18 protein-coding genes and 1 pseudogene are annotated in these 21,130 nt (G+C 71.5%); 7 read left to right on the top strand and 12 right to left on the bottom strand.

Annotated elements, in window-relative coordinates; genetic code table 11:
• Positions 1-104: 104 nt before the first annotated feature.
• The 3 genes from ACIPSE_RS05290 to ACIPSE_RS05280 all read right to left on the bottom strand — a co-directional run bounded on the left by ACIPSE_RS05290 (position 105) and on the right by ACIPSE_RS05280 (position 2,666).
• On the bottom strand, positions 105-1,361 hold the full coding sequence (locus tag ACIPSE_RS05290; RefSeq protein WP_401657551.1) for a tyrosine-protein phosphatase: 1,257 nt from the start codon (positions 1,359-1,361) through the stop codon (positions 105-107).
• Positions 1,362-1,390: 29 nt separating this feature from the next.
• On the bottom strand, positions 1,391-2,158 hold the full coding sequence (locus ACIPSE_RS05285) for an SDR family NAD(P)-dependent oxidoreductase (RefSeq protein WP_401657549.1): 768 nt from the start codon (positions 2,156-2,158) through the stop codon (positions 1,391-1,393).
• Between the two features lie 172 nt (positions 2,159-2,330).
• Complete coding sequence (locus tag ACIPSE_RS05280) at positions 2,331-2,666, bottom strand: YnfA family protein (RefSeq protein WP_401657547.1); 336 nt, start codon at positions 2,664-2,666, stop codon at positions 2,331-2,333.
• A gap of 78 nt (positions 2,667-2,744) precedes the next feature.
• Here ACIPSE_RS05280 and ACIPSE_RS05275 point away from each other — a divergent pair, with 78 nt between their 5' ends.
• From ACIPSE_RS05275 to ACIPSE_RS05255, 5 genes are all read left to right on the top strand, one after another.
• On the top strand, positions 2,745-3,206 hold the full coding sequence (locus ACIPSE_RS05275; RefSeq protein WP_401657545.1) for a hypothetical protein: 462 nt from the start codon (positions 2,745-2,747) through the stop codon (positions 3,204-3,206).
• Positions 3,207-3,437: 231 nt separating this feature from the next.
• Positions 3,438-4,526: an LLM class flavin-dependent oxidoreductase gene (locus ACIPSE_RS05270; RefSeq protein ID WP_401657543.1), complete on the top strand. Its 1,089-nt coding sequence runs from the start codon at positions 3,438-3,440 to the stop codon at positions 4,524-4,526.
• A complete protein-coding gene (locus ACIPSE_RS05265) occupies positions 4,523-5,116 on the top strand; it encodes an FMN reductase (RefSeq protein WP_401657541.1) in 594 nt (197 codons plus the stop codon). Before ACIPSE_RS05270 ends, ACIPSE_RS05265 begins: the two co-directional genes overlap by 4 nt.
• A gap of 268 nt (positions 5,117-5,384) precedes the next feature.
• A complete protein-coding gene (locus tag ACIPSE_RS05260; protein WP_401657539.1) occupies positions 5,385-6,101 on the top strand; it encodes a response regulator transcription factor in 717 nt (238 codons plus the stop codon).
• Positions 6,102-7,526, top strand: a complete 1,425-nt coding sequence (locus ACIPSE_RS05255) for an ATP-binding protein (RefSeq protein WP_401657537.1) — start codon at positions 6,102-6,104, stop codon at positions 7,524-7,526. It abuts the gene before it with no gap.
• A 21-nt stretch (positions 7,527-7,547) separates the two neighbouring features.
• On the opposite strand, the gene ACIPSE_RS05250 is transcribed toward ACIPSE_RS05255, so the two are convergent.
• The 4 genes from ACIPSE_RS05250 to modA all read right to left on the bottom strand — a co-directional run bounded on the left by ACIPSE_RS05250 (position 7,548) and on the right by modA (position 11,415).
• Positions 7,548-8,213, bottom strand: a complete 666-nt coding sequence (locus ACIPSE_RS05250) for a hypothetical protein (RefSeq protein ID WP_401657535.1) — start codon at positions 8,211-8,213, stop codon at positions 7,548-7,550.
• Positions 8,214-8,518: 305 nt separating this feature from the next.
• Positions 8,519-9,631, bottom strand: coding sequence for an ABC transporter ATP-binding protein (locus ACIPSE_RS05245; protein WP_401657533.1), 1,113 nt, complete (start codon positions 9,629-9,631; stop codon positions 8,519-8,521).
• Positions 9,632-9,748: 117 nt separating this feature from the next.
• Positions 9,749-10,597, bottom strand: a complete 849-nt coding sequence (locus ACIPSE_RS05240; protein ID WP_401657531.1) for an ABC transporter permease — start codon at positions 10,595-10,597, stop codon at positions 9,749-9,751.
• Positions 10,594-11,415: a molybdate ABC transporter substrate-binding protein gene (modA, locus tag ACIPSE_RS05235; protein WP_401657529.1), complete on the bottom strand. Its 822-nt coding sequence runs from the start codon at positions 11,413-11,415 to the stop codon at positions 10,594-10,596. The genes ACIPSE_RS05240 and modA overlap by 4 nt, the downstream gene beginning before the upstream one ends.
• A 163-nt stretch (positions 11,416-11,578) precedes the next feature.
• Here modA and ACIPSE_RS05230 point away from each other — a divergent pair, with 163 nt between their 5' ends.
• Positions 11,579-12,073 carry a molybdopterin-dependent oxidoreductase gene (locus ACIPSE_RS05230; protein ID WP_401657527.1) on the top strand — a complete coding sequence of 165 codons (495 nt, stop codon included), beginning with the start codon at positions 11,579-11,581 and terminating at the stop codon, positions 12,071-12,073.
• 48 nt (positions 12,074-12,121) lie between these two features.
• On the opposite strand, the gene ACIPSE_RS05225 is transcribed toward ACIPSE_RS05230, so the two are convergent.
• The 3 genes and pseudogenes from ACIPSE_RS05225 to ACIPSE_RS05215 all read right to left on the bottom strand — a co-directional run bounded on the left by ACIPSE_RS05225 (position 12,122) and on the right by ACIPSE_RS05215 (position 13,160).
• A complete protein-coding gene (locus tag ACIPSE_RS05225) occupies positions 12,122-12,517 on the bottom strand; it encodes a molybdopterin-binding protein (protein WP_401657525.1) in 396 nt (131 codons plus the stop codon).
• 23 nt (positions 12,518-12,540) lie between these two features.
• Positions 12,541-12,788, bottom strand: a pseudogene (locus ACIPSE_RS05220) (alpha/beta fold hydrolase); the annotation flags it as partial.
• A 39-nt stretch (positions 12,789-12,827) separates the two neighbouring features.
• Positions 12,828-13,160: a CU044_2847 family protein gene (locus tag ACIPSE_RS05215; RefSeq protein ID WP_401657523.1), complete on the bottom strand. Its 333-nt coding sequence runs from the start codon at positions 13,158-13,160 to the stop codon at positions 12,828-12,830.
• A gap of 544 nt (positions 13,161-13,704) precedes the next feature.
• On the opposite strand from ACIPSE_RS05215, the gene ACIPSE_RS05210 reads away from it, so the two are divergent.
• Positions 13,705-15,396, top strand: a complete 1,692-nt coding sequence (locus ACIPSE_RS05210) for an aKG-HExxH-type peptide beta-hydroxylase (protein ID WP_401657521.1) — start codon at positions 13,705-13,707, stop codon at positions 15,394-15,396.
• Here the strand turns inward: ACIPSE_RS05210 and fxsT are convergent.
• Both fxsT and ACIPSE_RS05200 read right to left on the bottom strand, forming a co-directional pair.
• Positions 15,393-20,003, bottom strand: coding sequence for an FxSxx-COOH system tetratricopeptide repeat protein (gene fxsT, locus ACIPSE_RS05205; RefSeq protein ID WP_401657519.1), 4,611 nt, complete (start codon positions 20,001-20,003; stop codon positions 15,393-15,395). The two genes, ACIPSE_RS05210 and fxsT, sit on opposite strands and share 4 nt — an antisense overlap.
• Entirely contained in the window at positions 20,000-21,079 is a 1,080-nt protein-coding gene (locus ACIPSE_RS05200; RefSeq protein ID WP_401657517.1) for an AAA family ATPase, read from the bottom strand. The genes fxsT and ACIPSE_RS05200 overlap by 4 nt, the downstream gene beginning before the upstream one ends.
• Positions 21,080-21,130: the final 51 nt, after the last annotated feature.

The following is a 21,130-nucleotide window of genomic DNA, read 5'->3' as shown; positions in this document are numbered from 1 at the left end:
ATGTCGATGTCGATGTCGTGGGCGTGGAGATCGACGGTCAACTTGCCCTTCCGGCCCGCCCCTTGGCCCGGACGGCCGCGATCGATGTCGTTCGCTCCTCCGGGCTAGTCCAGCCGCTTCTCCATGAGCGTCACCGCGTACGGGCTGCCCGAGCCGTCCCGTTTCGCGGGCTGTTCGCCGACGGCCCGGTAGCCGGCGGACTCGTAGTACGCGCGCAGGCGGGGGTTGGTGGAGAGGCAGTCCAGGCGGGTGTAGGGGCGGGTGGCGGCTCTGGTGCGGGACTCGGCGTGGGTCAGGAGGGACGCGCCGGTGCCGGGCGGGGACAGGTGCGGGGTGGTCATGAGGCGGTGGATGTAGGCGGCCTCGGGGGGACGGGGGCCCCAGGCCGCCTCGTCGCTCCACCAGAGTTCGTAGGCGCCGGCCAGGGTGTCCCCGGCGTGGGCCAGCCACACCTCGCCCTCCTGCACCCGGCGGACGAAGTGGGCCTCCGTCTTCTCGCCCGGCTTCCACTGGTCGATCCCCCGCGCCAGCATCCACAGGGCGCCGGAGTCGCGGAGCCGGACCAGGGCGGGGGCGTCCTCGGGGGTCGCCTCGCGGTACGTCAGGGGCGGCCAGGTCGCGGGGGAGGGTTCCAGGAGGCGTTCGCGCAGGGTGGCGGCGAGGGCCTCGGGGTCCAGGCCGAGGGCGTCGCGCACGTACGCGTCGACCGAGCCGTACCGGGATTTCAGGAGCGTGAGGAACGCGCGCATCGCGCCCGCCGGGGCGCGGCCGAAGGCGGGCCAGTCCGGGGCGCGGCCGTCGTTGCGGCGTGTCCAGTCGGCGAGGAGGGACGCGGTGGCGAGTTCGGTCAGGCTGAAGTCCTCGGCGATCGTCGGCTCGTCGACGCCGAGCAACGACAGGATCAGGGCCGCCAGTTGGCCGGTGCGGTCCTTGCCGGACGCGCAGTGGAAGACCAGGGGAGCGGTCGCCGAGGACACCAGTTCCAGGGCCTCGCGCAGTTCCTCCGTGCCGTCCTGCGCCACCTCCATGTAGCGGTCGGCGAGATACGGCACCGGGTCCGTGTCCGGGCTCAACCCGGCCTGGTGGTAGGGGCGGTGCTCGACGCTGAGGTTCGTGTAGGTGAAGGAGCCGGCCGCCGGGATCCGGCCCCACTTCGCGATCTCCGCCGGGTAGCGCAGGTCGATCACCGTGCCGATGCCCAGCGACAGGAAGCGGGACCAGTCGGCCGTGCCCTCGTCCAGCCTGCCCAGGGAGTCCGAGCGGTACAGCAGGCCGGGGCGGACCCGGCGGCCGTCCGCCGTCGGATAGCCGCCCAGGTCACGGAAGTTGTGCAGGCCGTCGAAGGTCAGATGTCTGTCCACACCGGGTGACCCTACGGTCCCGCCGCGGCTCACAGGTCGCGGTGCACCTTGGTGTTGGACGCCTGCGCACGGGGGCGCAGGACCAGCAGGTCGACGTTGACGTGGCTGGGGCGGGTGACGGCCCAGGTGATCGTCTCGGCGACGTCGTCGGCGGTCAGGGGCTCGGCCACGCCCTGGTAGACCTTCGCCGCCTTCGACTCGTCGCCGCCGAACCGGGTCAGGGCGAACTCGTCCGTCTTGACCATGCCGGGGGCGATCTCGATGACACGGACCGGCTGGCCGACGATCTCCAGGCGGAGCGTCTCGGCGAGGACGTGGGCGCCGTGCTTGGCGGCGACATAGCCCGCGCCGCCCTCGTAGGTGCCGTGCCCCGCGGTGGAGGAGACGACCACGACCGTGCCGTCGCCGCTCGCGACGAGCTTGGGGAGCAGCGCCTGGGTGAGGTTCAGGGTGCCGATGACGTTCGTCTCGTACATCGTGCGCCAGTCGGCCGGGTCGCCGGTGGCCACCGGGTCCGCGCCGAGGGCGCCGCCCGCGTTGTTGACGAGGACGCCGATCGCGCCGAAGGCCGTCGCGAACTCGTCGACCGCGGCGCGGTCCGTCACGTCGAGCTGGTAGGCCGTCGCCTGGTGACCGGCCTCGTTGATCTCCTTGGCGAGCGCCTCGATACGGTCCTCGCGGCGGGCCGTGAGGACGACGCGGTAGCCGGCGGCGGCGAGCCCGCGGGCCGTCGCGGCGCCGATTCCGCTGCTCGCACCGGTGACGACGGCGATGCGGGACGGTGCGGCGGGGGCCATGGGTGCTCCTCGTGCGGACGTGCGGGTGAACGGACGGCTGGCTGCTGCCCAGGATAGGCGGGGCGGGCGGACGGTCCCCTGGGCGTCCGGATCGCGAGCCCGCCCGGGCCGGTACGCGGGTGCTAGGGGCGTCTGGCGGGGTCCGCGGGGGGCCTGCCGCGTGGCCGGTACGTCAGTTGCCGCGCGGCGCGTACATGATCACCGCCATGCCGGCCAGGCAGATCAGGGCGCCCGTCACGTCGTAGCGGTCCGGGCGGTAGCCGTCCGCGGCCATGCCCCAGAGGATCGACCCCGCCACGAAGATGCCGCCGTACGCCGCGAGGATGCGGCCGAAGTGGGCGTCCGGCTGGAAGGTGGCCACGAAGCCGTACGCGCCCAGGGCGAGGACGCCGCCGGTGATCCACAGCCAGCCCCGGTGTTCCCGTACGCCCTGCCAGACCAGCCAGGCGCCGCCGATCTCGAACAGGGCGGCGACGACGAACAGGGCGGCTGAGCGGAGGACGGACATGCCGAGCAGGTTCGCACATCGGGGGGCGTGGGATACATGCGCCGTACTGACCGGCAGGCGGAGCGGAGGAACGGGCGGATGCGGGTACTGGGTGCGGCTTGTCTCGCGGGTGTGCTGGGCGTGCTGGGGGTGACCGGGGCCGGGGCGGCGGAGGTCCCGGAGGCCGATCTCGCCTATCACGGGGCCGCCGCGATGGCGGGCGGGATCGTCGACGTGCGGTTCACGCCGCGCAACCACGGGCCGTCGGCGGTGCCGGACGCGACCGTGCGGCTGCGCTGGTCGGAGCCGCTCGCGATCCGGCAGGTGCTGCCGGGCGGGTGCGCGCGGGCGGGGGCGCGGGTGGTGCTGTGCCGGGTGGGGGCGCTGGCGGCGGACGAGGTGGGGGAGCGGATCGCGCTCAAGGCGCGGCTGCTCGGGGAGCCGTCGGAGGTGCTGCTGGAGATCGACACGGTGTGGAGCAGCGGGGCGGTCGACCGGAACCGGTTCAACGACCGGCAGCGGGTGCTGGTGCTGGACACGGGGGACTCGTACTACTTCTGACCGTCCGGGACCGGGCGGCTTCGGACGGCTCCGGGCGGTCCCGGGTTCTGCCGGAGTTCCGCCGGGCCCCGTGGTGGGTCCGGGGTGGCCCCGTGGTGGGTCCGTCGTGGGTCCGTCGTGGGTCCTTCGGGGTTCCGTCGGGGGTTCCGTCGTGGGTTCCGGAATACGTGGCGAGGGCTCGTCGTTCTGCGGGTATAGTTGAAGAATCAACAACCTGGAGGGTGAGCGGCCATGCAGTTCGGGATCTTCAGCGTCGGAGACGTCACTCCGGATCCGACCACGGGACGGACGCCGACCGAGCGCGAGCGGATCAAGGCCATGGTGGCGATCGCGCTCAAGGCGGAAGAGGTCGGGCTCGACGTCTTCGCCACCGGCGAGCACCACAACCCGCCGTTCGTGCCGTCGTCGCCGACGACCATGCTCGGCTACATCGCCGCGCAGACGGAACGGCTGGTCCTGTCCACGTCGACCACCCTCATCACCACCAACGACCCGGTGAAGATCGCCGAGGACTTCGCGATGCTCCAGCACCTGGCCGACGGCCGGGTGGACCTCATGATGGGGCGCGGCAACACCGGGCCCGTCTACCCGTGGTTCGGGAAGGACATCCGCGAGGGCATCAACCTCGCCATCGAGAACTACGCCCTGCTGCGCCGGCTGTGGCGCGAGGACGTCGTGACCTGGGAGGGCAAGTTCCGCACCCCGCTCCAGGGCTTCACGTCCACCCCGCGTCCGCTGGACGGAGTGGCGCCGTTCGTCTGGCACGGGTCGATCCGCTCGCCCGAGATCGCCGAGCAGGCGGCCTACTACGGCGACGGGTTCTTCCACAACAACATCTTCTGGCCCGCCGACCACACCAAGCGGATGGTCGAGCTGTACCGGTCCCGGTACGCCCACTACGGGCACGGCACGGAGGAGCAGGCGATCGTCGGCCTCGGCGGCCAGGTGTTCATGCGCAAGAACTCGCAGGACGCCGTGCGCGAGTTCCGGCCCTACTTCGACGTCGCCCCGGTCTACGGCCACGGGCCCACGCTGGAGGAGTTCACCGAGCAGACCCCGCTGACCGTCGGCTCCCCCGAGCAGGTCATCGAGAAGACGCTCGCCTTCCGCGAGTACGCCGGTGACTACCAGCGCCAGCTCTTCCTGCTGGACCACGCCGGACTGCCGCTGAAGACCGTCCTGGAACAGCTCGACCTGCTCGGCGAGGAGGTCGTGCCGGTGCTGCGCAAGGAGTTCGCGAACGGCCGCCCGGCCACCGTGCCGGAGGCCCCCACCCACGCGTCCCTGCTCGCCGGCCAGCGCAAGGAGGGATCCGCGTGAAGCTCGTCGTCGTGTCGGCGGGGCTGAGCGTCCCGTCGTCCACGCGGCTGCTGGGTGACCGGCTGGCCGCGGCGGTGGGGCGGCAGGTGCCGTCCGAGGTGGAGGTCGTCGAGCTGCGCGACCTCGCCGTGGAGATCGCCCACAACTTCACCAACGGGTTCGCGGGCAAGCGGCTGGGCGCCGCGCTCGACGCGGTGGCCGGGGCCGACGGGCTGATCGTCGTCACGCCGGTGTTCTCCGCCTCCTACAGCGGGCTGTTCAAGTCGTTCTTCGACGTGCTGGAGCCGGACGCGCTGGCCGGGAAACCGGTGCTGGTCGCCGCGACCGGCGGGACGGCCCGGCACTCGCTCGTGCTGGAGCACGCGCTGCGCCCCCTGTTCGCCTACCTCAAGGCCGTCGTGGTGCCCACCGGGGTGTACGCCGCGTCCGAGGACTGGGGCGCGGAGGGGCTGGAGGCGCGGGTCGAGCGGGCCGGCGGTGAGCTGGCCGCGCTGATGCGCGGGCTGGCCGGGGTTCCTCGTCCGGCGACGGAGGAGGAGCGGGTCGTGCCGTTCGAGGAGCAGCTGGCTGCGTTGCGCTCCGCTGGGTGAGCGGGACGTAGGGCGGGGTGGGGCGGGGTTCGTTGCCGGGTGCGGGGCGGTGGGGGCTGGTCGCGCAGTTCCCCGCGCCCCTGGACGGCTCGCGGCTGCGCCGCCTCGTCCCTCGTCGCCTGGGACGGCTCGCGGCTGCGCCGCCTCGCAGACCCCGCGCCGTATCGTCCCCGTCCTCGCCTCCGAGCGGGTGAGAGGCGAGTAAGAAGGCGGGGTGGTGAGCTGCTCATCACGTCGTAGGACTCGGTCGGGGCGGCAGACTGAGGGGGTGTCCCAGACTGTGCTGCTCGCCGAAGACGACCGTGCCATCCGTCACGCGCTGGAGCGTGCCCTGACCCTGGAGGGCTACCGCGTCACCGCCGTCGCCGACGGGGTGGAGGCGCTGGCGCAGGCGCACCGGACGCCGCCGGACGTGCTGCTCCTCGACGTGATGATGCCCGGCATCGACGGGCTCCAGGTGTGCCGGGTGCTGCGCGCCGAGGGGGACCGTACGCCGATCCTGATGCTGACGGCCCTCGTGGAGACCCAGGACCGGATCGCGGGGCTGGACGCGGGCGCCGACGACTACGTCGTCAAGCCGTTCGACGTCGAGGAGGTCTTCGCCCGGCTGCGGGCCCTGCTGCGGCGCACCGGCAAGGGCGACGGCGCCGAGGTCGAGGCGCCGGTCAGGGCGGTCTCCGACGAGCGGTTCCTGGAGGCGGCCGGCCTGCGCATGGACCCGCAGGCGCGGCGGGCCTGGCGCGGCGGCCGGGAGCTGGAACTGACCCGCACGGAGTTCGAGCTGCTGGAGCTGCTCGTCCGCAACAGCGGGATCGTGCTGGACCACTCCACCATCTACGACCGGATCTGGGGCTACGACTTCGGGCCCGGGTCCAAGAACCTCGCCGTCTACGTGGGCTATCTGCGCCGCAAGCTGGACGAGCCGGGCTCCCCGCAGCTCATCCACACGGTGCGGGGCGTGGGTTACGTGCTGCGGGAGGACTGAGTGGGGCGCCTCGCGCGGCTGCTGCGCCGGCGGCGGCCCGGGCTCGCCTCGCTCGGTACGACGTTCGCGGTGTCCTTCGCGGTCGTCACGGCCGCGGTGACCGTGCTCGTCGGCATCCTGTCGTACAGCGCCGCCGCGCGGCTCGTGCGGGTGGACCAGCAGACCGTGTTCGACGAGGTCGTGCAGGACCTGCGGGACGAGGTGCGGCAGCACCGGATGGCGCCGGCGGACTTCTCCTCCTCGGCGCCCGGCCACGACCTGGTGCGCCCCGCCCGCACCGATGTGCAGGTGCTCGGGCCGGACGGGTCGGTCGTCGATCCGGGGGACCCGGGGCTGCCCGTCGTGGACGCGGACCGGGACATCGCCGCCGCGAGCACCGCCGGGCAGGTCGCCGAGCACAAGGACGTCGACGTCGGCAGCGACGTGTACCGGGTCGCGACCGTGTCCCTCGGGGGCGGGCGCGGGGCCGTGCAGGTCGCGCAGGAGTTCAGCGACACCGAGGACCTGCTCCAGGCGCTCCAGCAGCGGACGCTGATCCTGATGGCCGCCGTCGTGATCGGCGCCGGGCTGTTCGGCTGGTGGCTGGCCCGGCGGATCACCCGGAGGCTGGTCGTGCTCACGGACGCCGCGGAGGACGTGGCCCGCACCCGCCGGCTCGGCATCGACGTACCGGTCACCGGATACGACGAGGTGGGGCGGCTCGGGCGGGCCTTCGACCGGATGCTGGGGCGGCTCGCGCAGTCCGAGGAGGACCAGCGCCGGCTCGTCCAGGACGCCGGGCACGAGCTGCGCACCCCGCTGACCTCCCTGCGCACCAACATCTCGCTGCTGCGGCGCATCGACGAACTGCCGCCCGGCGCGCGCGAGGAACTCGTCGCCGACCTCGGCCAGGAGGCACGGGAGCTGACCGACCTCGTCAACGAGCTGGTCGATCTCGCGGCCGGGCAGTCCGACACCGAGCCCACCCAGCGCGTCGACATCGCCGACATCGCCGAGGACGTGGCCGCGGTGGCCCGGCGCCGCACCGGGCGGGACGTCGTGGTGCGGGCCGGTGGCGAGACGTCGACCCAGGCGCGGCCCGCGATGCTGACCCGCGCGGTGACCAACCTGGTGGAGAACGCCGCCAAGTTCGACCGGGCGGCGGGACGCACCGGCGCGCCCATCGAGATCCGGGTCTCCGGGCCCGCCCGCGCCGGGACGGTGAAGGTCGAGGTCCTCGACCGGGGGCCGGGCATCGCCGACGCCGACCTGGTCCGTGTCTTCGACCGCTTCTACCGCGCCGCCGACGCCCGCTCGCTGCCCGGGTCCGGGCTCGGTCTGTCCATCGTGCGCGAGGTCGCGCTCGCCCACGGGGGAGCGCCCTTCGCCGTGCGCAGGGAGGGCGGCGGCATGGTCATCGGGTTCACCGTGGGAGGCAGCGGCTGAGCGGGTCCGTTCGCGGACGGATCAGCCTCCGGCCTTCGTGAGTGCGCGGGTGACCGCCGCCGCGTCCTGGCCGAGCACCGCCTTCTCCAGGCTGTGGTCGTCGCTCCGCGAGAAGCGTTCGGCGCTCGCCACGTCCTCCTTGCCCAGCTCCCGGCCGCACCACTCGCCCTGGTCGCCGACGCCGTCGTCGAAGGGGACGGCGGCGCCCTCGCCGAGGACGGTCCAGCCGTCGTCGCTCCAGCGCAGGGCGAGCAGATAGGTGTGGCCGGGCTCCAGACGGGAGGCGTTGGGGGCGGTGCGTTTGACGCGGGTGCCGCCGCGGGTGACCTGCCAGCCCGGGGCCGTCATCGTGAACTCCTTGTCCAGGGACCGGTCGGGCTGCCGCGCGGACCACAGGACCTGGTCGGCGCGGAACGTCACCTCACGGTCGGTGGCGTAGGCGTACTGGCCCGCGGTGTAGTCGCGCCGGTTGGTGTCCTTCTCGGCGGTGGGGCTCGCCACGACGACGTGATCGGCGTGGGTCACCCAGTCCTTGGCCGTCTGGGACGGCCGGTCGTCGACGGCGATGCCGCAGCCCACCACCGTCTCCAGGCTGGACCAGCCGACGAGTACACCGGCGACGAGGCCCGCGGCGGCGAGTCCGGCGACGACAGGGCGGCCGGGCAGCCGGAACGTCGAGATGGGCATGGTGATGGTTCCCCCGTGCAGCTGAGCGAGTGTGCGTGTGCGTGTGAGCACGCGTGTGCGTACGCGTGTGTGTCCCCCGCGGCGGTGGGCCCTGGTCAGGGCCCGTCCGACGCGTTGATCACGATAGGCGTGCGCGGATGACGTGCGGCGACGCTCCGGCCGGACTGTTTCAGAACCGTCGACTGGCGGAGGGAGGGAGGGAGAGGGGCGAGGGGGGGGAGAAGGGGGACGAGCCGGTCGGTCGTCTCGGTTCAGGCCGGACAGGCGTGCGTCTCGGCTCAGGCCGGACAGGCGTGCGTCTCGGTTCAGGCCGGATAGGCGTGCGTCTGGGCCGCCTTCACCGTCGCCCACACCTCGACGCCCGGATGCAGGTCGAGTTCGGCGGCGGCGACCGTCGTCAGGTCGGCGGCGAGGGGGAGTTCACCGGTGAGGTCCGCGCGGATCTGGTCGCCGTGGGTCTCCAGGCCGGCCACCTCGCAGCGCCACAGGTTGCGGGCGCTGGACCCGGTGGGCCGGTCCCGGAAGAGGGTGACCGCGCTCGGCGGGAACGCGACGAACACCTGGCCGGTGAGGTCCTCGGTGGTGGTGAGGGCGGGCCCGTCGGCCAGCCGGACGGAGTGGCCGTCCGCCTCGCCCCGGTAGAGGTTGAGGCCGACCAGATGGGCGATGTAGTCGGTCCGCGGACGGCGGGCGATGTCGGCGGGCGCGCCCTCCTGCACCACCCGGCCCTGCTCCACGACGACCAGACGGTCGGCCAGCACCATCGCGTCCAGCGGGTCGTGCGTGACGAGTACGGCGACCGCCTCGAACTCGGCCAGGTGACGCCTGAGTTGGGAGCGCACGTCCAGACGGGTGCGGGCGTCGAGCGCGGCGAGCGGCTCGTCGAGGAGGAGCAGCCGGGGGTTGGTCGCCAGGGCGCGGGCGAGCGCCACACGCTGGGCCTGACCGCCGGACAGCCGCCGGGGCTTGGCGCCCGCGTGCCCGGCCAGCCCCATCCGCTCCAGCCAGGTCGCCGCCAGGGCGCGGGAGTCCGCCTTCGACGCCCCCTGGCAGCGGGGGCCGAACGCCACGTTGTCCAGGGCGGTGAGGTGCGGGAAGAGCAGATAGTCCTGGAACACGACCCCGACCGGCCGCGACTCCGGCGGCGTACGGTCCAACTCCTCGCCGTCCAGCCGCAGATGCCCCTCGGTCAACGGGACGAGCCCGGCGAGCGCCCGCAGTGCCGTCGTCTTCCCGGCGCCGTTGGGTCCGAGCAGCGCGACGACGTCGCCGGGCGCGGCCGTGAGCGCCACGTCGAGGCGGAACGCTCCGCGGTCGACGACGAGGCGGGCGTCGAGGCCCGCGGCGGCCGTGGCGGCGTCGGCCGTGGAGACGGGCGCGGAGTCGGGGCCGGGGCGGGTTGCTCGGGTCTCGGTCATGAGGGCGTCCTGCGGGAGTGGGGCGCGGTCCGGGGGCGGGGCGGTGTCGGTGGGCGGTGATGGTCCGGCCTCGTAGGGCGGTGGTGTTCCGGCCTCGTACGGCCCGTCATGGCGTCCTCATCCCGCCGTCATCCAGCGGTCCCGCAACCCCGCGAGGACCGCGATCGAGACCGCGAGCAGGACCAGGCTGAGGGCGATCGCGGCCTCGGGGTCGCTCTGGAGGGCGAGGTAGACGGCCAGCGGCATGGTCTGGGTGCGGCCGGGGAAGTTGCCGGCGAAGGTGATCGTCGCCCCGAACTCGCCGAGCGCGCGGGCCCAGGCGAGGACCGCGCCTGCGGCGATGCCGGGGGCGATGAGGGGGAGGGTGACCCGGCGGAACGCTGTGAAGCGGGAGGCGCCCAGGGTGGTGGCGGCCTCCTCGTAGCGGGGGTCGGCGGCGCGGAGCGTGCCCTCGACGCTGATGACGAGGAACGGCATCGCGACGAACGCCTCCGCGATGATCACGCCGGTGGTGGTGAAGGGCAGCGTCAGCCCGAACCAGGAGTCCAGCCAGCGGCCCACCACGCCGTTGCGGCCGAGCGCCATCAGCAGGGCGACACCGCCGACCACCGGCGGCAGGACCAGCGGCAGGGTGACCAGTGCCCGGACGATCCCGCGGCCGGGGAAGTCGACCCGGGCCAGCAGCCAGGCCAGCGGCACCCCGATGACCAGGCAGGCCGCGGTCGCCGCCGTCGCGCACACCAGCGACAGCCGCAGCGCCTGCCACACCTCGGCGCTGGTCAGCAGGTCGGGCATGCTGCTCCACGGCGCCCGGATCAGCAGCGCGACCAGCGGCAGCACCAGGAACGCGAAGCCGACCAGGGCCGGTACGAGCAGCGGCAGGGGGACCGTCGTACGGACACGGCGGCGGCGCCGCGGGCCACCCGTGAGGGTGTCCGCGGCGGCTGCCTTCGTCGGACCGGTCACGGCTGGAGGAAGCCGGCCGCCGTCAGCACCTTCTGGCCCTCGGCGGACTGCACCAGCGCGATGAACGCCTTGGCCGCCTCGGTGTTCTTCGACTCCTTGAGCAGGGCGATCGGGTAGTCGTTGACGGCGTCGGCCGATTCGGGGAACTCCACGCCCTCCACCTTGTCACCGGCGGCCTTCACGTCGGTCTTGTACACGACCGCCGCGTCGGCCTCCTTGAGGACGACCTTGTTCAGCGCGGCCTTGACGTCCTCCTCGTAGGAGACCGGCGTGAGCTTCAGGTCGCTGGCGTCCAGGGCCTTCTGCGCGGCGGCACCGCACGGCACGGCCTCGTCGCACAGGACGACCTTCAGGTCGGAGTCGGTGAGGTCCTTGAGGGAGGAGACCTTGTCGGGGTTGCCCGGCAGGGTGGCGATCTCCAGCTGGTTGCGGACGAACGTGGCGGGCTCGGCCGCGTTGTCGCCCGCGTCCGTCACGATCTTCATCGTCTTGGGGCTCGCCGAGGCGAAGACGTCCGCCGGGGCGCCGCCGGTGATGCTCGCGGCGAGCGCGTCGCTGCCGCCGAAACTGAAGGTGACCTTCGTCCCGGGGTGCGCCTTCTCGAACTGCCCGCCCAGGGTCGTGAAGCTCTCCTTGAGGGAGGCGGCGGCGAAGACGGTCACCTCACCGGACAGCTCGTCCGAGGAGGCGCTCGCCTTCGGCGAGGAGGAGCCGGCGTCGGAGTCGTCCGAGGACGAGCAGGCACTCAGCGCCAGCAGGGCGGCCACGCCCACACCGGCCGTCCGAAGCATCCGGGTCCGGTGCGCGGAACAGGTCATCACGGGTCCACTCCCTCAAGTCGCTTACTCCGATCATACTTCCGCAGATGCCAGGTGAAAGTCTCTCGTCGCATTGCATGAGCTGGGATGATCAGGGAATGGCATCGCATGTGCGTTTGTACGGGAGGGTGGTCCGGGTACGTCCTTCCAGGAGGTGCAGCCCATGTCCCGGACCAGGTCCCACGCCCAGGCACAGCCCTCGTCACCGCCCCCGCCGGTCGCCCGGCTCGCCCTCACCGGCGATCTCGCCCGCCCGGCCCGGCTGACCGTCTCCGACCTGCACGGCTGGCGGCAGCACCGCACCCGCGTCGCCTTCGAGTGCCGGACCAGCGGAGTCCAGCACCACTGCTTCGAGGGACCCCTCCTGTACGACGTGCTCCGCGACGCCGGACCCGGCTTCGACCCCGCCCGCCGCAAGGACCGGCTGCGCTTCCTGATCGCGGTGAGCGGCGCGGACGGGCACCACACGCTGTTGTCCTGGGCCGAGATCGACCCGGACTTCGCCGACGCGCCCGTCCTGCTCGCCGTCGCCATCGACGACACTCCGCTCGACCGGGCCGGACCCCAGCTGGTGCTGCCCCAGGACCGGTGCGGGGCGCGGTACGTCAGCGGGATCGAGGCGATCCGGGTGGACGGCGGGTACGAGCCGGCTCGGTAGGTCTTCTTCCGGGCTCCGGGTTCCGGGCTCGGGGCTCGGGGCTCGGGGTCAGACGCGGTCGATGTGCACGTTCGTCGACTTCACCCGGGCCGTGGCCTCCATGCCGACCTCCAGGCCCAGCTCCTCCACGGCCTCCCGGGTGAGCAGCGAGACCAGACGGTGCGGTCCCGCCTGGATCTCCACCTGGGCGGCGACGTCACCGAGTTTGATGGCGGTGACGATGCCGGGGAACGCGTTGCGCACCGACGTGTAGGAGGCGTCCTCCTCGCCGGCCCCGCCCTTGGCCAGCTCCACCGAGAAGGCGGCGAGGTCCGTCCCGTCGATGAGCCGCTTGCCGGTCTCGTCCCGATGGGTCGCCACCCGCCCGGCGTCCGCCCACCGGCGGGCCGTGTCGGGACTGACGCCGAGCAGCCGCGCCGCCTGGCCGATCGTGTATGCCTGCATGGGCGCCAAGATAGATCAAGGGGTCAGGGGCGGGCGCGCGGGAACGCGAGAAGGACAGCGTTCACCTCACCGGGCCGCTCCTGCTGGGTCCAGTGCCCGCACCCCGGCAGGACGAGACCGGGTCGCGCGTCAGGCCCGGCATCAACTCCGGCAGCCGCGCGATGAGTTCGGGGGTTCCCGGGAAGGTGGCGACGAGGTCGCGGTCGCGGTCGCCGTGGACGTACAGCGAGGGCGGGGCGACCACGGCGTCGGCCCAGGGCGCGGTCGGCTCCCGGACATCCCGGCAGCCGCGTCCACCCTCTGGGCAGAGCTACTCGCGGACCCCGTCCGCCCGCCATGTCATCGTCACGTTGAGCTGGGCCTCGCCCTGGGACTTGGCGATGACGGCGCCGAACTCGGCGTTGAACCGGATGCCGAACTCCAGGCTGATCTCGTCGGGGCGGCTGGGCATGTCCCGCAGGCGGCGCAGGGCGGATGTCGCGGCGTTCCGGATGCGGTCGATGCCCTCCTCGAAGGACGCGGTGGCATCGGCCACGGCATTCCCGAGCCGGGAGACCTCCACGACTCCTGGCTGGTCGTCCGTCACCTCCACGACCAGGAAACCCGGACCGTCTTCCGCCGGAAACCGTAGGAATTGCGTCATGTCGTCCCCTCGCGATGTCGGCCGCGCGTGTCCGGCAGGCGCAGGCGGTATGACCTGCGGCCCACTTCCGCTCCCGGAGTGGAGCAGCCACCATGGAATCGCACCCGGAGCCGCCGAATCACCATGTCAGGGGGAACCACGGTATGGCAGACCCTGCGAAGGACATCTGTTCCGACCTTCTCGATCTGTCCGAGGTCTCTTTGGCGGAGCTGCACTCCAGTGACGACCCCGCACTTCAACGCGCGTTGAGCCGGGTGAACGTCATGGCGACCCTGGCTTTCGGGACGCTGACGGGCGACAGCGACAGCGAGGGGATGAGGATCGTCCGCAGCAGGCGTCGGGATCAGTGCGGGTCGTGACCTCCGCGACGCTCGATTTCCACCGCGTGTCGGCTGACTCGTTCTGTTCCATCGCGGCGGGCGACGCGAACGAAGGCGCTCTCCGAGAGCTGTGTTCTGCTCAGCGAAGTCAGCTCCTACTGGTGTTGCGTGACCTCCTGGACCGCGTGGACACGAAGTCCAGGAGCACTCGCCATGCCCGCGGTGTGTCCGCGCGGACGGCCTGGCAACTGCTGTCCACGGTCCAGGAACGGGCTCCCGAGGCGCTGGAGAGCGTGCTCGCCGATCCCACGGTCATGGCCTGGGCCCTGCGTCTGTCCAGGCGCCTCGGCAGACCGGCCGACGGCACTTCGTCCGCCGCTCCGCTGTGGGCGGACCTCGGTCAGTTTCACGCGCTGGCCGCGGCGGCGGCGCTGCTCGCCGGGGTTCCCTGCGCGCTGCGGGTGCCCGCCCACCGCGGCATGGTCTGGCTGCCGGGCGCGGGGATGGCCGGTCCGGTGGCGCGGCGCCGGTGGAGCGAGGCGGAGATCCGGGTGGACGCCGAGGGCGCCGTCGTGAGAGGGGAACGCGGAAACGTATCTCTGCACCGCGCCCGGCCCGCTCGCGTTCCTGAGCGGGCGCCGGGCTGGTTTCCGCTGCGAAGGCTGCGCGCCGCGGACGGAGTGACGGAATGCGGGCCGTGGCTCGACATGGTGAGCCCTTACCGGGACTTCACGCGCTATCCGAGGTCTCCCGACCGCATGGACGACCGTCGATTCCGGGTGTGGGAGACCCGTCTGGCCGACGCGTACGCCCTGTTGGACCGGGAGTCCCCGGCGGAGGCGACCGCCCTCGGTGCGATGGTTCGGGCCCTCGTGCCACGGTCGTTCAGCACGGCGGAGGGCGGTCTGGTGGCCAGCGCGTCCTCGCTCGACGCCTTCGGCCTGGTCACCCTGTCGCTGCCCCACGACGAGACCCAGACCGCGGCGATCCTCGTCCACGAGACACGTCATCAGCAGCTCAACGCACTGCTCAGCCTGGTGAAGCTGGTCCGGATTCCCGTGGATGCCGACGGAACGCCGGCAGCACAGAGGCGGCTCCATTTCGCGCCATGGCGCAGTGACCCTCGCCCTGTCAGGGGACTCCTGCACGGAGTGTTCGCGTTCGCGGGCGTCGGACGCTTCTGGCTGGCGCACCGCGGGCATGTGACCGGGACAGAGGCGCAGCGAGCCGACTTCGAGTTCGCCGTCCTCAGGGAACAGCTCGGCGAGGCGGTGGCCGCGCTGCTCGGCGACGAGGACCTCACCGAGGAGGGCCGGCTGTTCGTCGGCGAGGTCGCTCGCACGGTGGCCGCCTGGGAGGGCGAGGACGTGGCGGCCGCACCCGCCGCACTGGCCCGTCACCACTGCGCGTTGCGGCGGGCGGTCTGGAGGGCACGGCACCTTGAGCTGCCTGCCTCCGTGGCGGATCGATTCGCCAGAGCCTGGACGGCCGGAGCCGCAGCTCCCGAACTGCCGCCCTCCACCCTGCGCCCGCGCCCCGAACTGATCCGGCCCGACACGTTCGGGTCGCTGGCCAGACTCCGCCTGTCCGCGCCGACCGCCTTCACCCGTCGGCGCCGGAGGGCGGACAGCGCCGGTGAGTTCGTGCTCCGTGCCGGGGCCGCCGCCGTCGCGGGCGATGCCGAAGAGGCCGTACGCGGGTACGCCAGGTGGGCCGCGCGGGATCCCTCGGATCCCGAGGCATGGATCGGCGCGGCGCTGGCGCTGCCCGACCCTGACCGAAGCGCGGGCACGGCCCTGCTGCTGGAGCGCCCGGAGGCCGTGCGCGGCGTTCTCAGGGCCCTGGAGGCGGCCGGAGACAGCCGCTGTCCCGCCCCCGGCGAGATCGCCGGGTGGCTGGGCGGGAGCAGGGACTAGAGCGACAGCAGGTCGGTGTCCCCGTTGGCTCGAAGCCTCTTCTGGGCATTGAGCGTGGCGGGGTGGGAGGGACCCAGAACCTCCCTGTAGCGGTCCAGGGTCTCGGCATACAGATCTTCGCTTTCCGCGGTCCTTTGCAGCGCTTTCAGGTCGTAGCTCAGATTGAGTCCGACCGCCAGGTTCGCCGGGTGGTTCTCCCGCAGCCGCTCCGACTCCTCCGCCACGGCCTCGTCGAGGTCGTGCGCCTCCTCGAAGCGGCCGAGAGCGGAGTAGTCGCTCGCCAGGTTCATCCGGGCGAGCAGGGTTCGCGGGTGCCCCTGACCGAGGGTGCGGGTCAGGCCTTCGACCGATTCCTCGTTCAGCGCGAGCGCGTCTTCGAGCTGACCCAGCAGCCTCAGAGTCACCGCCAGGTTCATGGCGATGGCATAGCTGTGAGGGTGCTCCCTGCCGTACCGTTCCCGGCTCATCGTCAGCATCTGCTCGGTCAGAGCGCGAGACTCCGGGAGCTTCCCCACCTGCCTCAGGTCGGTGGCGTGACTGACGCCGATCAGGTGGTAGTAGCGGCTGTCGGTACCCAGGGTCTCGGCGATCAGTTTCAGGTACGTGCCCGACAGTTCGTAGGCTCGCTGGTGGTCGCCCATCTTGCGCAGCGTGACGCACCAGTTGCGGTTCACCAGGGCCACGAACGGGTGTTGCTCGCCGAGCCTGCCGGTGACCTCCTGGGCCAGGGTCGCGTAGCCGTCGTTCGCGTCCGCGTAGCGCCCGACTTCCTGGAGGTCGAGCAGATAGGCCTCGCGGGTGGCGAGTGTCTGCCTGTGGTCCTCGCCCAGGATCTCGATCCGGCTCTGCCAGGTGTTGTAGTCGAGTTCGAGAGCTCGGTCCGAGTCACCTGCCAGCCGCAGACTCACGGCGTAGTTGTGCGCGGCGAGAAGAGTGGCCGGGTCCTCTTCGCCGAACTCCCGCATGCTCGTGTCGTAGACGCGCTGGTCCATCTCACGGGCCTCGTTGAAGTGCCCTCGGTTGCGGTGGTGGATGGCCATGTAGCTCTGCGCCCGCAGCGAGTCCTCGTGTTCCTCGCCGAGGACCCTGCGATAGCGCTCCACGAGCCCGGACTGCAGGGTGTAGGCACGGCTGAGGTCGGTGCCCAGTTCGCGCAGCGTCTCGGCGATCTGCTGATCGACTGCCAGGACGTCGGCGTGGTCTTCTCCCAGGGCCGCGCGCCAGGTCGCCGCGGCTCGTTCTCCCAGTTCCAGTGCTGCCGCGTGGTCGCCGCGCGCACGCAGGAACCGCACCTCGTTCAGGACGAGCTGGCGGGTCCAGCCGTCCTCGCAGGCCACCGCGTTGGAGGTGCGCAGATGGCTGAGCAGGGACGAGTACCGCGGCCAGGACACGGGCCGCTCAGGATTCCGTGGATCCGCGTGGGAGAGCAACTGATGTGCGGCATGCCGCATCATCGCCTGTTCCTGGGGGTTCATCTGCTCGACCAGCACCCGCTGCACCAATCGGTGCATGAGCAGGGTGTTCTGCCGGTGGTCGATCCGCGCCAGGGCGTAGCGCCCGATCTCGCGCACCGCCCGGCCCAGTTTCACCGGATCCTCCAGTGCGGACTGCAGTTCCGGTGGGACGGAGATTCCGCGCACTGCCGAGAAAAAGTCCCAGTCGATGGGCTCCGGAGCGAAGAAGGCACAGACCTGGAGCAGTTGCAGGGCGTCCGGACGGGTCTCCCGCAGCCGTCCCAGAGACACGTTCCACGCGGCCGCGACCGACCGGTTGTAGTCACTGGGAGGGTCGGACTGCATCAACTCGGTGAAGTTGCGCTCGTAGACCTCCAGGTACTGCTGTACCGGCATGCCCGTCTCGGCCAGCCAGACGGCGGCCTGTTCGACGGCCAGGGGCAGGTCTCCGAGGGCGGCCGCCAGATGGTCGACAGCCTCGTCGGGGAGGCCCGGACTGCGGCGGCGCAGCAGGGCTACGCTCTCCTCGCGAGCGAAGACGTCCACTTCGAGGGAACTGAGGTCGTTGGACCATTGGGAATTGCGGGATGTCACTACGATGCTGCCTGGTCCGTCGCTCGGGAAGTATTTGCGTACAGTTCTGGGGTCTTCCGCGTTATCGAACACCAGTAGCCATTCGTCGTACGGTTCCCCGCGGCGCAGGGCGTCCAGTACGGCCGGTACCGCGCTGATCTCGGAGCCCGCCTGTAGGCCCATCTGGTCGCCCAGCTCGACAAGGGACTGGATTATCTGACTTTCCTGCTCGGACGGGATCCACCATACGAGCCGATATTCGCGATTGTGGCGGTAAACGTACTCGACGGCGATTTGGGACTTCCCCACTCCACCCATGCCGTGCAGGGCTTCGGGCAGTACCGCGGCGACGCCACCCCGAAGTCGCTCGTTCAGGCGTTCGAGCAGGGCTGCTCGACCGGTGAAGTTCCGGTTCCTCTGCGGGACATTTCCCCAGATGCGCGGAGAGGCGGGTTGACCTTTCGGGCGGGAGGCGGTTGTGGGGCCGTCGGGCACAGGTATGCCTCCTTGTTGTGGAGAGGGGGGAGCGGGGCGGGCGACCGTGGGTGTCGGTGCTGGTGTCGAAGTCCCCTCGGAGTGCTGGGCGTTGGCGGCCTCCGATGCCTGTGATGGCGAGGGGGTGTGCAACCTGCCTTCGGGGACTATATTCAACTTTGCCTGCTTTTCCCGAGATGGATGCTGTGGGTGAGCTGTGTCTCCACGTGGAGGTGTTCCGCGTGGAGATGTCGTGCCGATGTCGAGCTGCCTGTTGCGCTCGGGCGTATTCTGCTGCAGCAGCCGCCCCAAGTGATCTGCTTGCGTCAAGTAGGGACCCGACAAGGCACAGAGCACGGTATGAAGGTGCTTGACAAATGGCCGGGTCTGCTCCGTTATCGGGGGGTCGGCGTGATTGCCGTCCGTTGCCACGAGCCCCTGAGCGGCTTCACCCCATTGTGTTTCCAGCCGAGGGCCGACGTATTGCTCGACCTGGCGCAGGGTGCGCAAGGTCTCTGCCCGAGAGCTGAGTGTGAGAAGTTCCTCCCTCACACCTTCGGAGTAGTTCAGTGACACCCGGTAGACATCTTCGGCGCCGGTGGTTCCGTCCGTGTGGTGGACGAGCCCCAAAAGCATGATCTCCGCAAGATTCCAGAACTCCGCCCCCGGCAGGGACTGCTGGATGAGTCTCATGATGGGGAGGTTCAGGGGCACCGCCGCAAGGGCCTTGGCCAGCGTGAAGGCCGTGGGGGAAGCCGTTGCCCTGAACCGCTGTACGACGCCCGCGGCCCTTTCCTCCCGCAGGGCTCCTGCGGACTCGTCCGGGAGTGGGCCAACCGGCTGATCGCTCCGCGGTTCGGCCACGAGGGTGGCCAGTTCGCCCGTGGTGGGGCCGACCGCGGCGGAGCGCAGGTCCCCGGCGGGGGTGGTCCACAGGGCTGCCAGAGCGTGCCACTCGCCGTCCGTGGCGGCCACCAGCCGAGCCCAGCGGTTCAGCGCGCCTGACCGCAGTTCGACGACGGGTACCGGTATCGCGTGACTCTCCGGGCCGACGAGCTCACCGTCGGGGTGGGCAGCCGGTTCCGGTGAGTCCGTGTGCGGGTTCTTCCAGTCCGTGTCGTACGTCCGGTTGGGCGCGGCGGGCGACGGGGCCCGTAACCGGGTGCGGGTGACGGTGGGCAGCGTGAGGTCCCACAACTGCTGGGGCATGAGACTGAGTACGGCGACCGGGGCGTGCCGGGCCAGCCGGTGCAGGTGGGCGGCGGCGCGGCCGGTCCGCCAGGCGCGGTGGCCGCCGTCCGTGATCGTCAGCAGCAACTGCCTGTCGGTTGAACGGGTTTCGTTCGAGGGGAAGCCGGCGCCGGAGTCGGTGTCCGGGTCCCAGCGGATCAGCCGCACGGTCCGGAACGCCGCTGTCTGTTCCATCAGTTCGGCGATCTGCCGTATCACGGGCGACCACAGGGCCATCGACTCGCTCGTGTCCACCACGAGCACCAGGTCCAGTCGGCGCTCCTGGGCCTGCCGGAGGACAGGTGTCCATAAGCCTGTCGTCGCCGCTTGTTCGGCCGTCGCCTCCTCGTCCAGGGTGACCTCGTGGGGCGAGTCCCAGGTCAGACGCAGCGGGCGCAGGGACCTGCCGAGCGCCAGAGCGTCGCTCAGTGGTGGCGACGTGGGCCACTCGGCCTGTTCGGGAGCGGTCGGCGGACGCGTGAGGGCGGTGTCCTGCCGGGGCGGGGGAGGTGGCTGCCGTGGCGGAGGCGTGTCGGGTCCGGGGCGAGGGCCTGCCGGCCGGTCCTCCTCGGCTGCGGCATGGGCGGCGGTGAGATGCTCGCTCCGTTCGGCGGAGGGGTGCTGACCGGTGTGACCGGTCCTTGGGTCCCTGGCCGCCGCCCGCTCGGCACGACGGAGTCCGGTCTGCCGTAACCACTCCGTCAGGGCTTCGCGGCTCGGTGCGTCGAACTCCGGCACCCTGACGTCCTGCCAGGCCGCCAGGTAGAGGATGTCGGCCAGCTCCGCCCAGGTCGGCGCGTCCTGGTTCGGGACAGCACTGTGCCCCTCCTCCCGTGGTGCGGAGGGGGGTGGGGGCTCGGTGGACGCTGATGTCATCCGGACCTCGATTCCGCCCCCGCCCCGTCGAGCCGGTGCCACAAGGAGTCCACCAGCTCTTCCAGTGCCTCCTCGTCGCCGGAGAAGCGCCCCGAGGTCGCCATGAACGTGGCGTTCAACAGCTGGTCTATGGCCAGACCGCCCCGCTCCCGGCTGCTGCGGAGGAACTGGTCGATCAGGCCTTCCGCTTCTGTGGACCCTGATGGGCCGGACCCCGCCAGATGGGCCATGACCATGTTGACGAGCTGCGTCCGGTCGGGATCGGGCATCCGCAGCCGCAGACAGCGCCGGAGGAAGGCCGGTGGGAACTCCCGTTCCCCGTTGGATGTGATGACCACGATCGGGAACGCCCGGCACTTGACGATGCCGTCGACGATCTCTGCGCTGCGGCCGGGATCGTCGGTCATGACGGTCATGCTGGGGTGCAGCCGCCTGGCCCGCACCAGTTCGGGTATCGGGAACTGCCCTTCCTCGAACACGCTCAGCAGGTCGTTCGCCAGGTCCAGGTCGCTTTTGTCCAGTTCATCGACGAGCAGCACCCGAGGCAGCTCGTGCGGCAGCAACGCGGTTCCCAGCGGCCCCAGTTGGAGATAGTGGCCGATGCCGGGAAGCTCGTCACCGGCCGTGGTCGGCTGGACCGCCTCGCCGGCGGTCCCGTCCGGCCGGTCCAGATTCCGTACGGTCGCCGCGTCCTGGACCCGCCCGATGGCGTCGTAGTCGTACAGGCCGCTGCGCAGGGTGGTGCGGCTGGTGATGTGCCAGCGCAGCACCCGGCCCAGCCGGAGTTCACTGCTGATGCGGTACGCGAGCGACGATTTGCCGGTACCGGGGCGACCTGTCACCAGCAGCGGCCGGCGTAACAGCAGAGCCGCGTTCACCATGTCCACCTCGCGGCGGAGCTGGTCGGAGCTGCCCGACTGAGAGGTGACGCGTCCCAGCCGACGCTCGATCTCCTCGTCGTCCGACGGGGGAGAGGGCACGGCGGGGCCGCCGGTGAAGCGGCGCCAAGGCGGTGGCGGCGGGAGCAATTTGCGCAGATTGACGTCGTACTGGGGCTGCCCCGTGCCGCGGTACACCCACCATCGGTCGTTCGATCCGTTGCGTGGCGGAGCGTCGGTGCCGGGCCC

It is taken from the genome of Streptomyces sp. NPDC090106 (genome assembly GCF_044747265.1).
In the GTDB taxonomy this organism is placed as follows: domain Bacteria; phylum Actinomycetota; class Actinomycetes; order Streptomycetales; family Streptomycetaceae; genus Streptomyces.
The sequence above is the reverse complement of the archived record's forward strand: the minus strand, read 5'-3'. Positions and strand labels throughout refer to the sequence as shown.

Coding starts and splice junctions, on each gene's coding strand:
- ACIPSE_RS05245 (WP_401657533.1), bottom strand. CDS start 9,631: ATGACCGAGACCCGAGCAACCCGCCCCGGCCCCGACTCCGCGCCCGTC.
- fxsT (WP_401657519.1), bottom strand. CDS start 20,003: ATGACATCAGCGTCCACCGAGCCCCCACCCCCCTCCGCACCACGGGAG.
- ACIPSE_RS05285 (WP_401657549.1), bottom strand. CDS start 2,158: ATGGCCCCCGCCGCACCGTCCCGCATCGCCGTCGTCACCGGTGCGAGC.
- ACIPSE_RS05270 (WP_401657543.1), top strand. CDS start 3,438: ATGCAGTTCGGGATCTTCAGCGTCGGAGACGTCACTCCGGATCCGACC.
- modA (WP_401657529.1), bottom strand. CDS start 11,415: ATGACCTGTTCCGCGCACCGGACCCGGATGCTTCGGACGGCCGGTGTG.
- ACIPSE_RS05215 (WP_401657523.1), bottom strand. CDS start 13,160: ATGACGCAATTCCTACGGTTTCCGGCGGAAGACGGTCCGGGTTTCCTG.
- ACIPSE_RS05280 (WP_401657547.1), bottom strand. CDS start 2,666: ATGTCCGTCCTCCGCTCAGCCGCCCTGTTCGTCGTCGCCGCCCTGTTC.
- ACIPSE_RS05250 (WP_401657535.1), bottom strand. CDS start 8,213: ATGCCCATCTCGACGTTCCGGCTGCCCGGCCGCCCTGTCGTCGCCGGA.
- ACIPSE_RS05225 (WP_401657525.1), bottom strand. CDS start 12,517: ATGCAGGCATACACGATCGGCCAGGCGGCGCGGCTGCTCGGCGTCAGT.
- ACIPSE_RS05230 (WP_401657527.1), top strand. CDS start 11,579: ATGTCCCGGACCAGGTCCCACGCCCAGGCACAGCCCTCGTCACCGCCC.
- ACIPSE_RS05275 (WP_401657545.1), top strand. CDS start 2,745: ATGCGGGTACTGGGTGCGGCTTGTCTCGCGGGTGTGCTGGGCGTGCTG.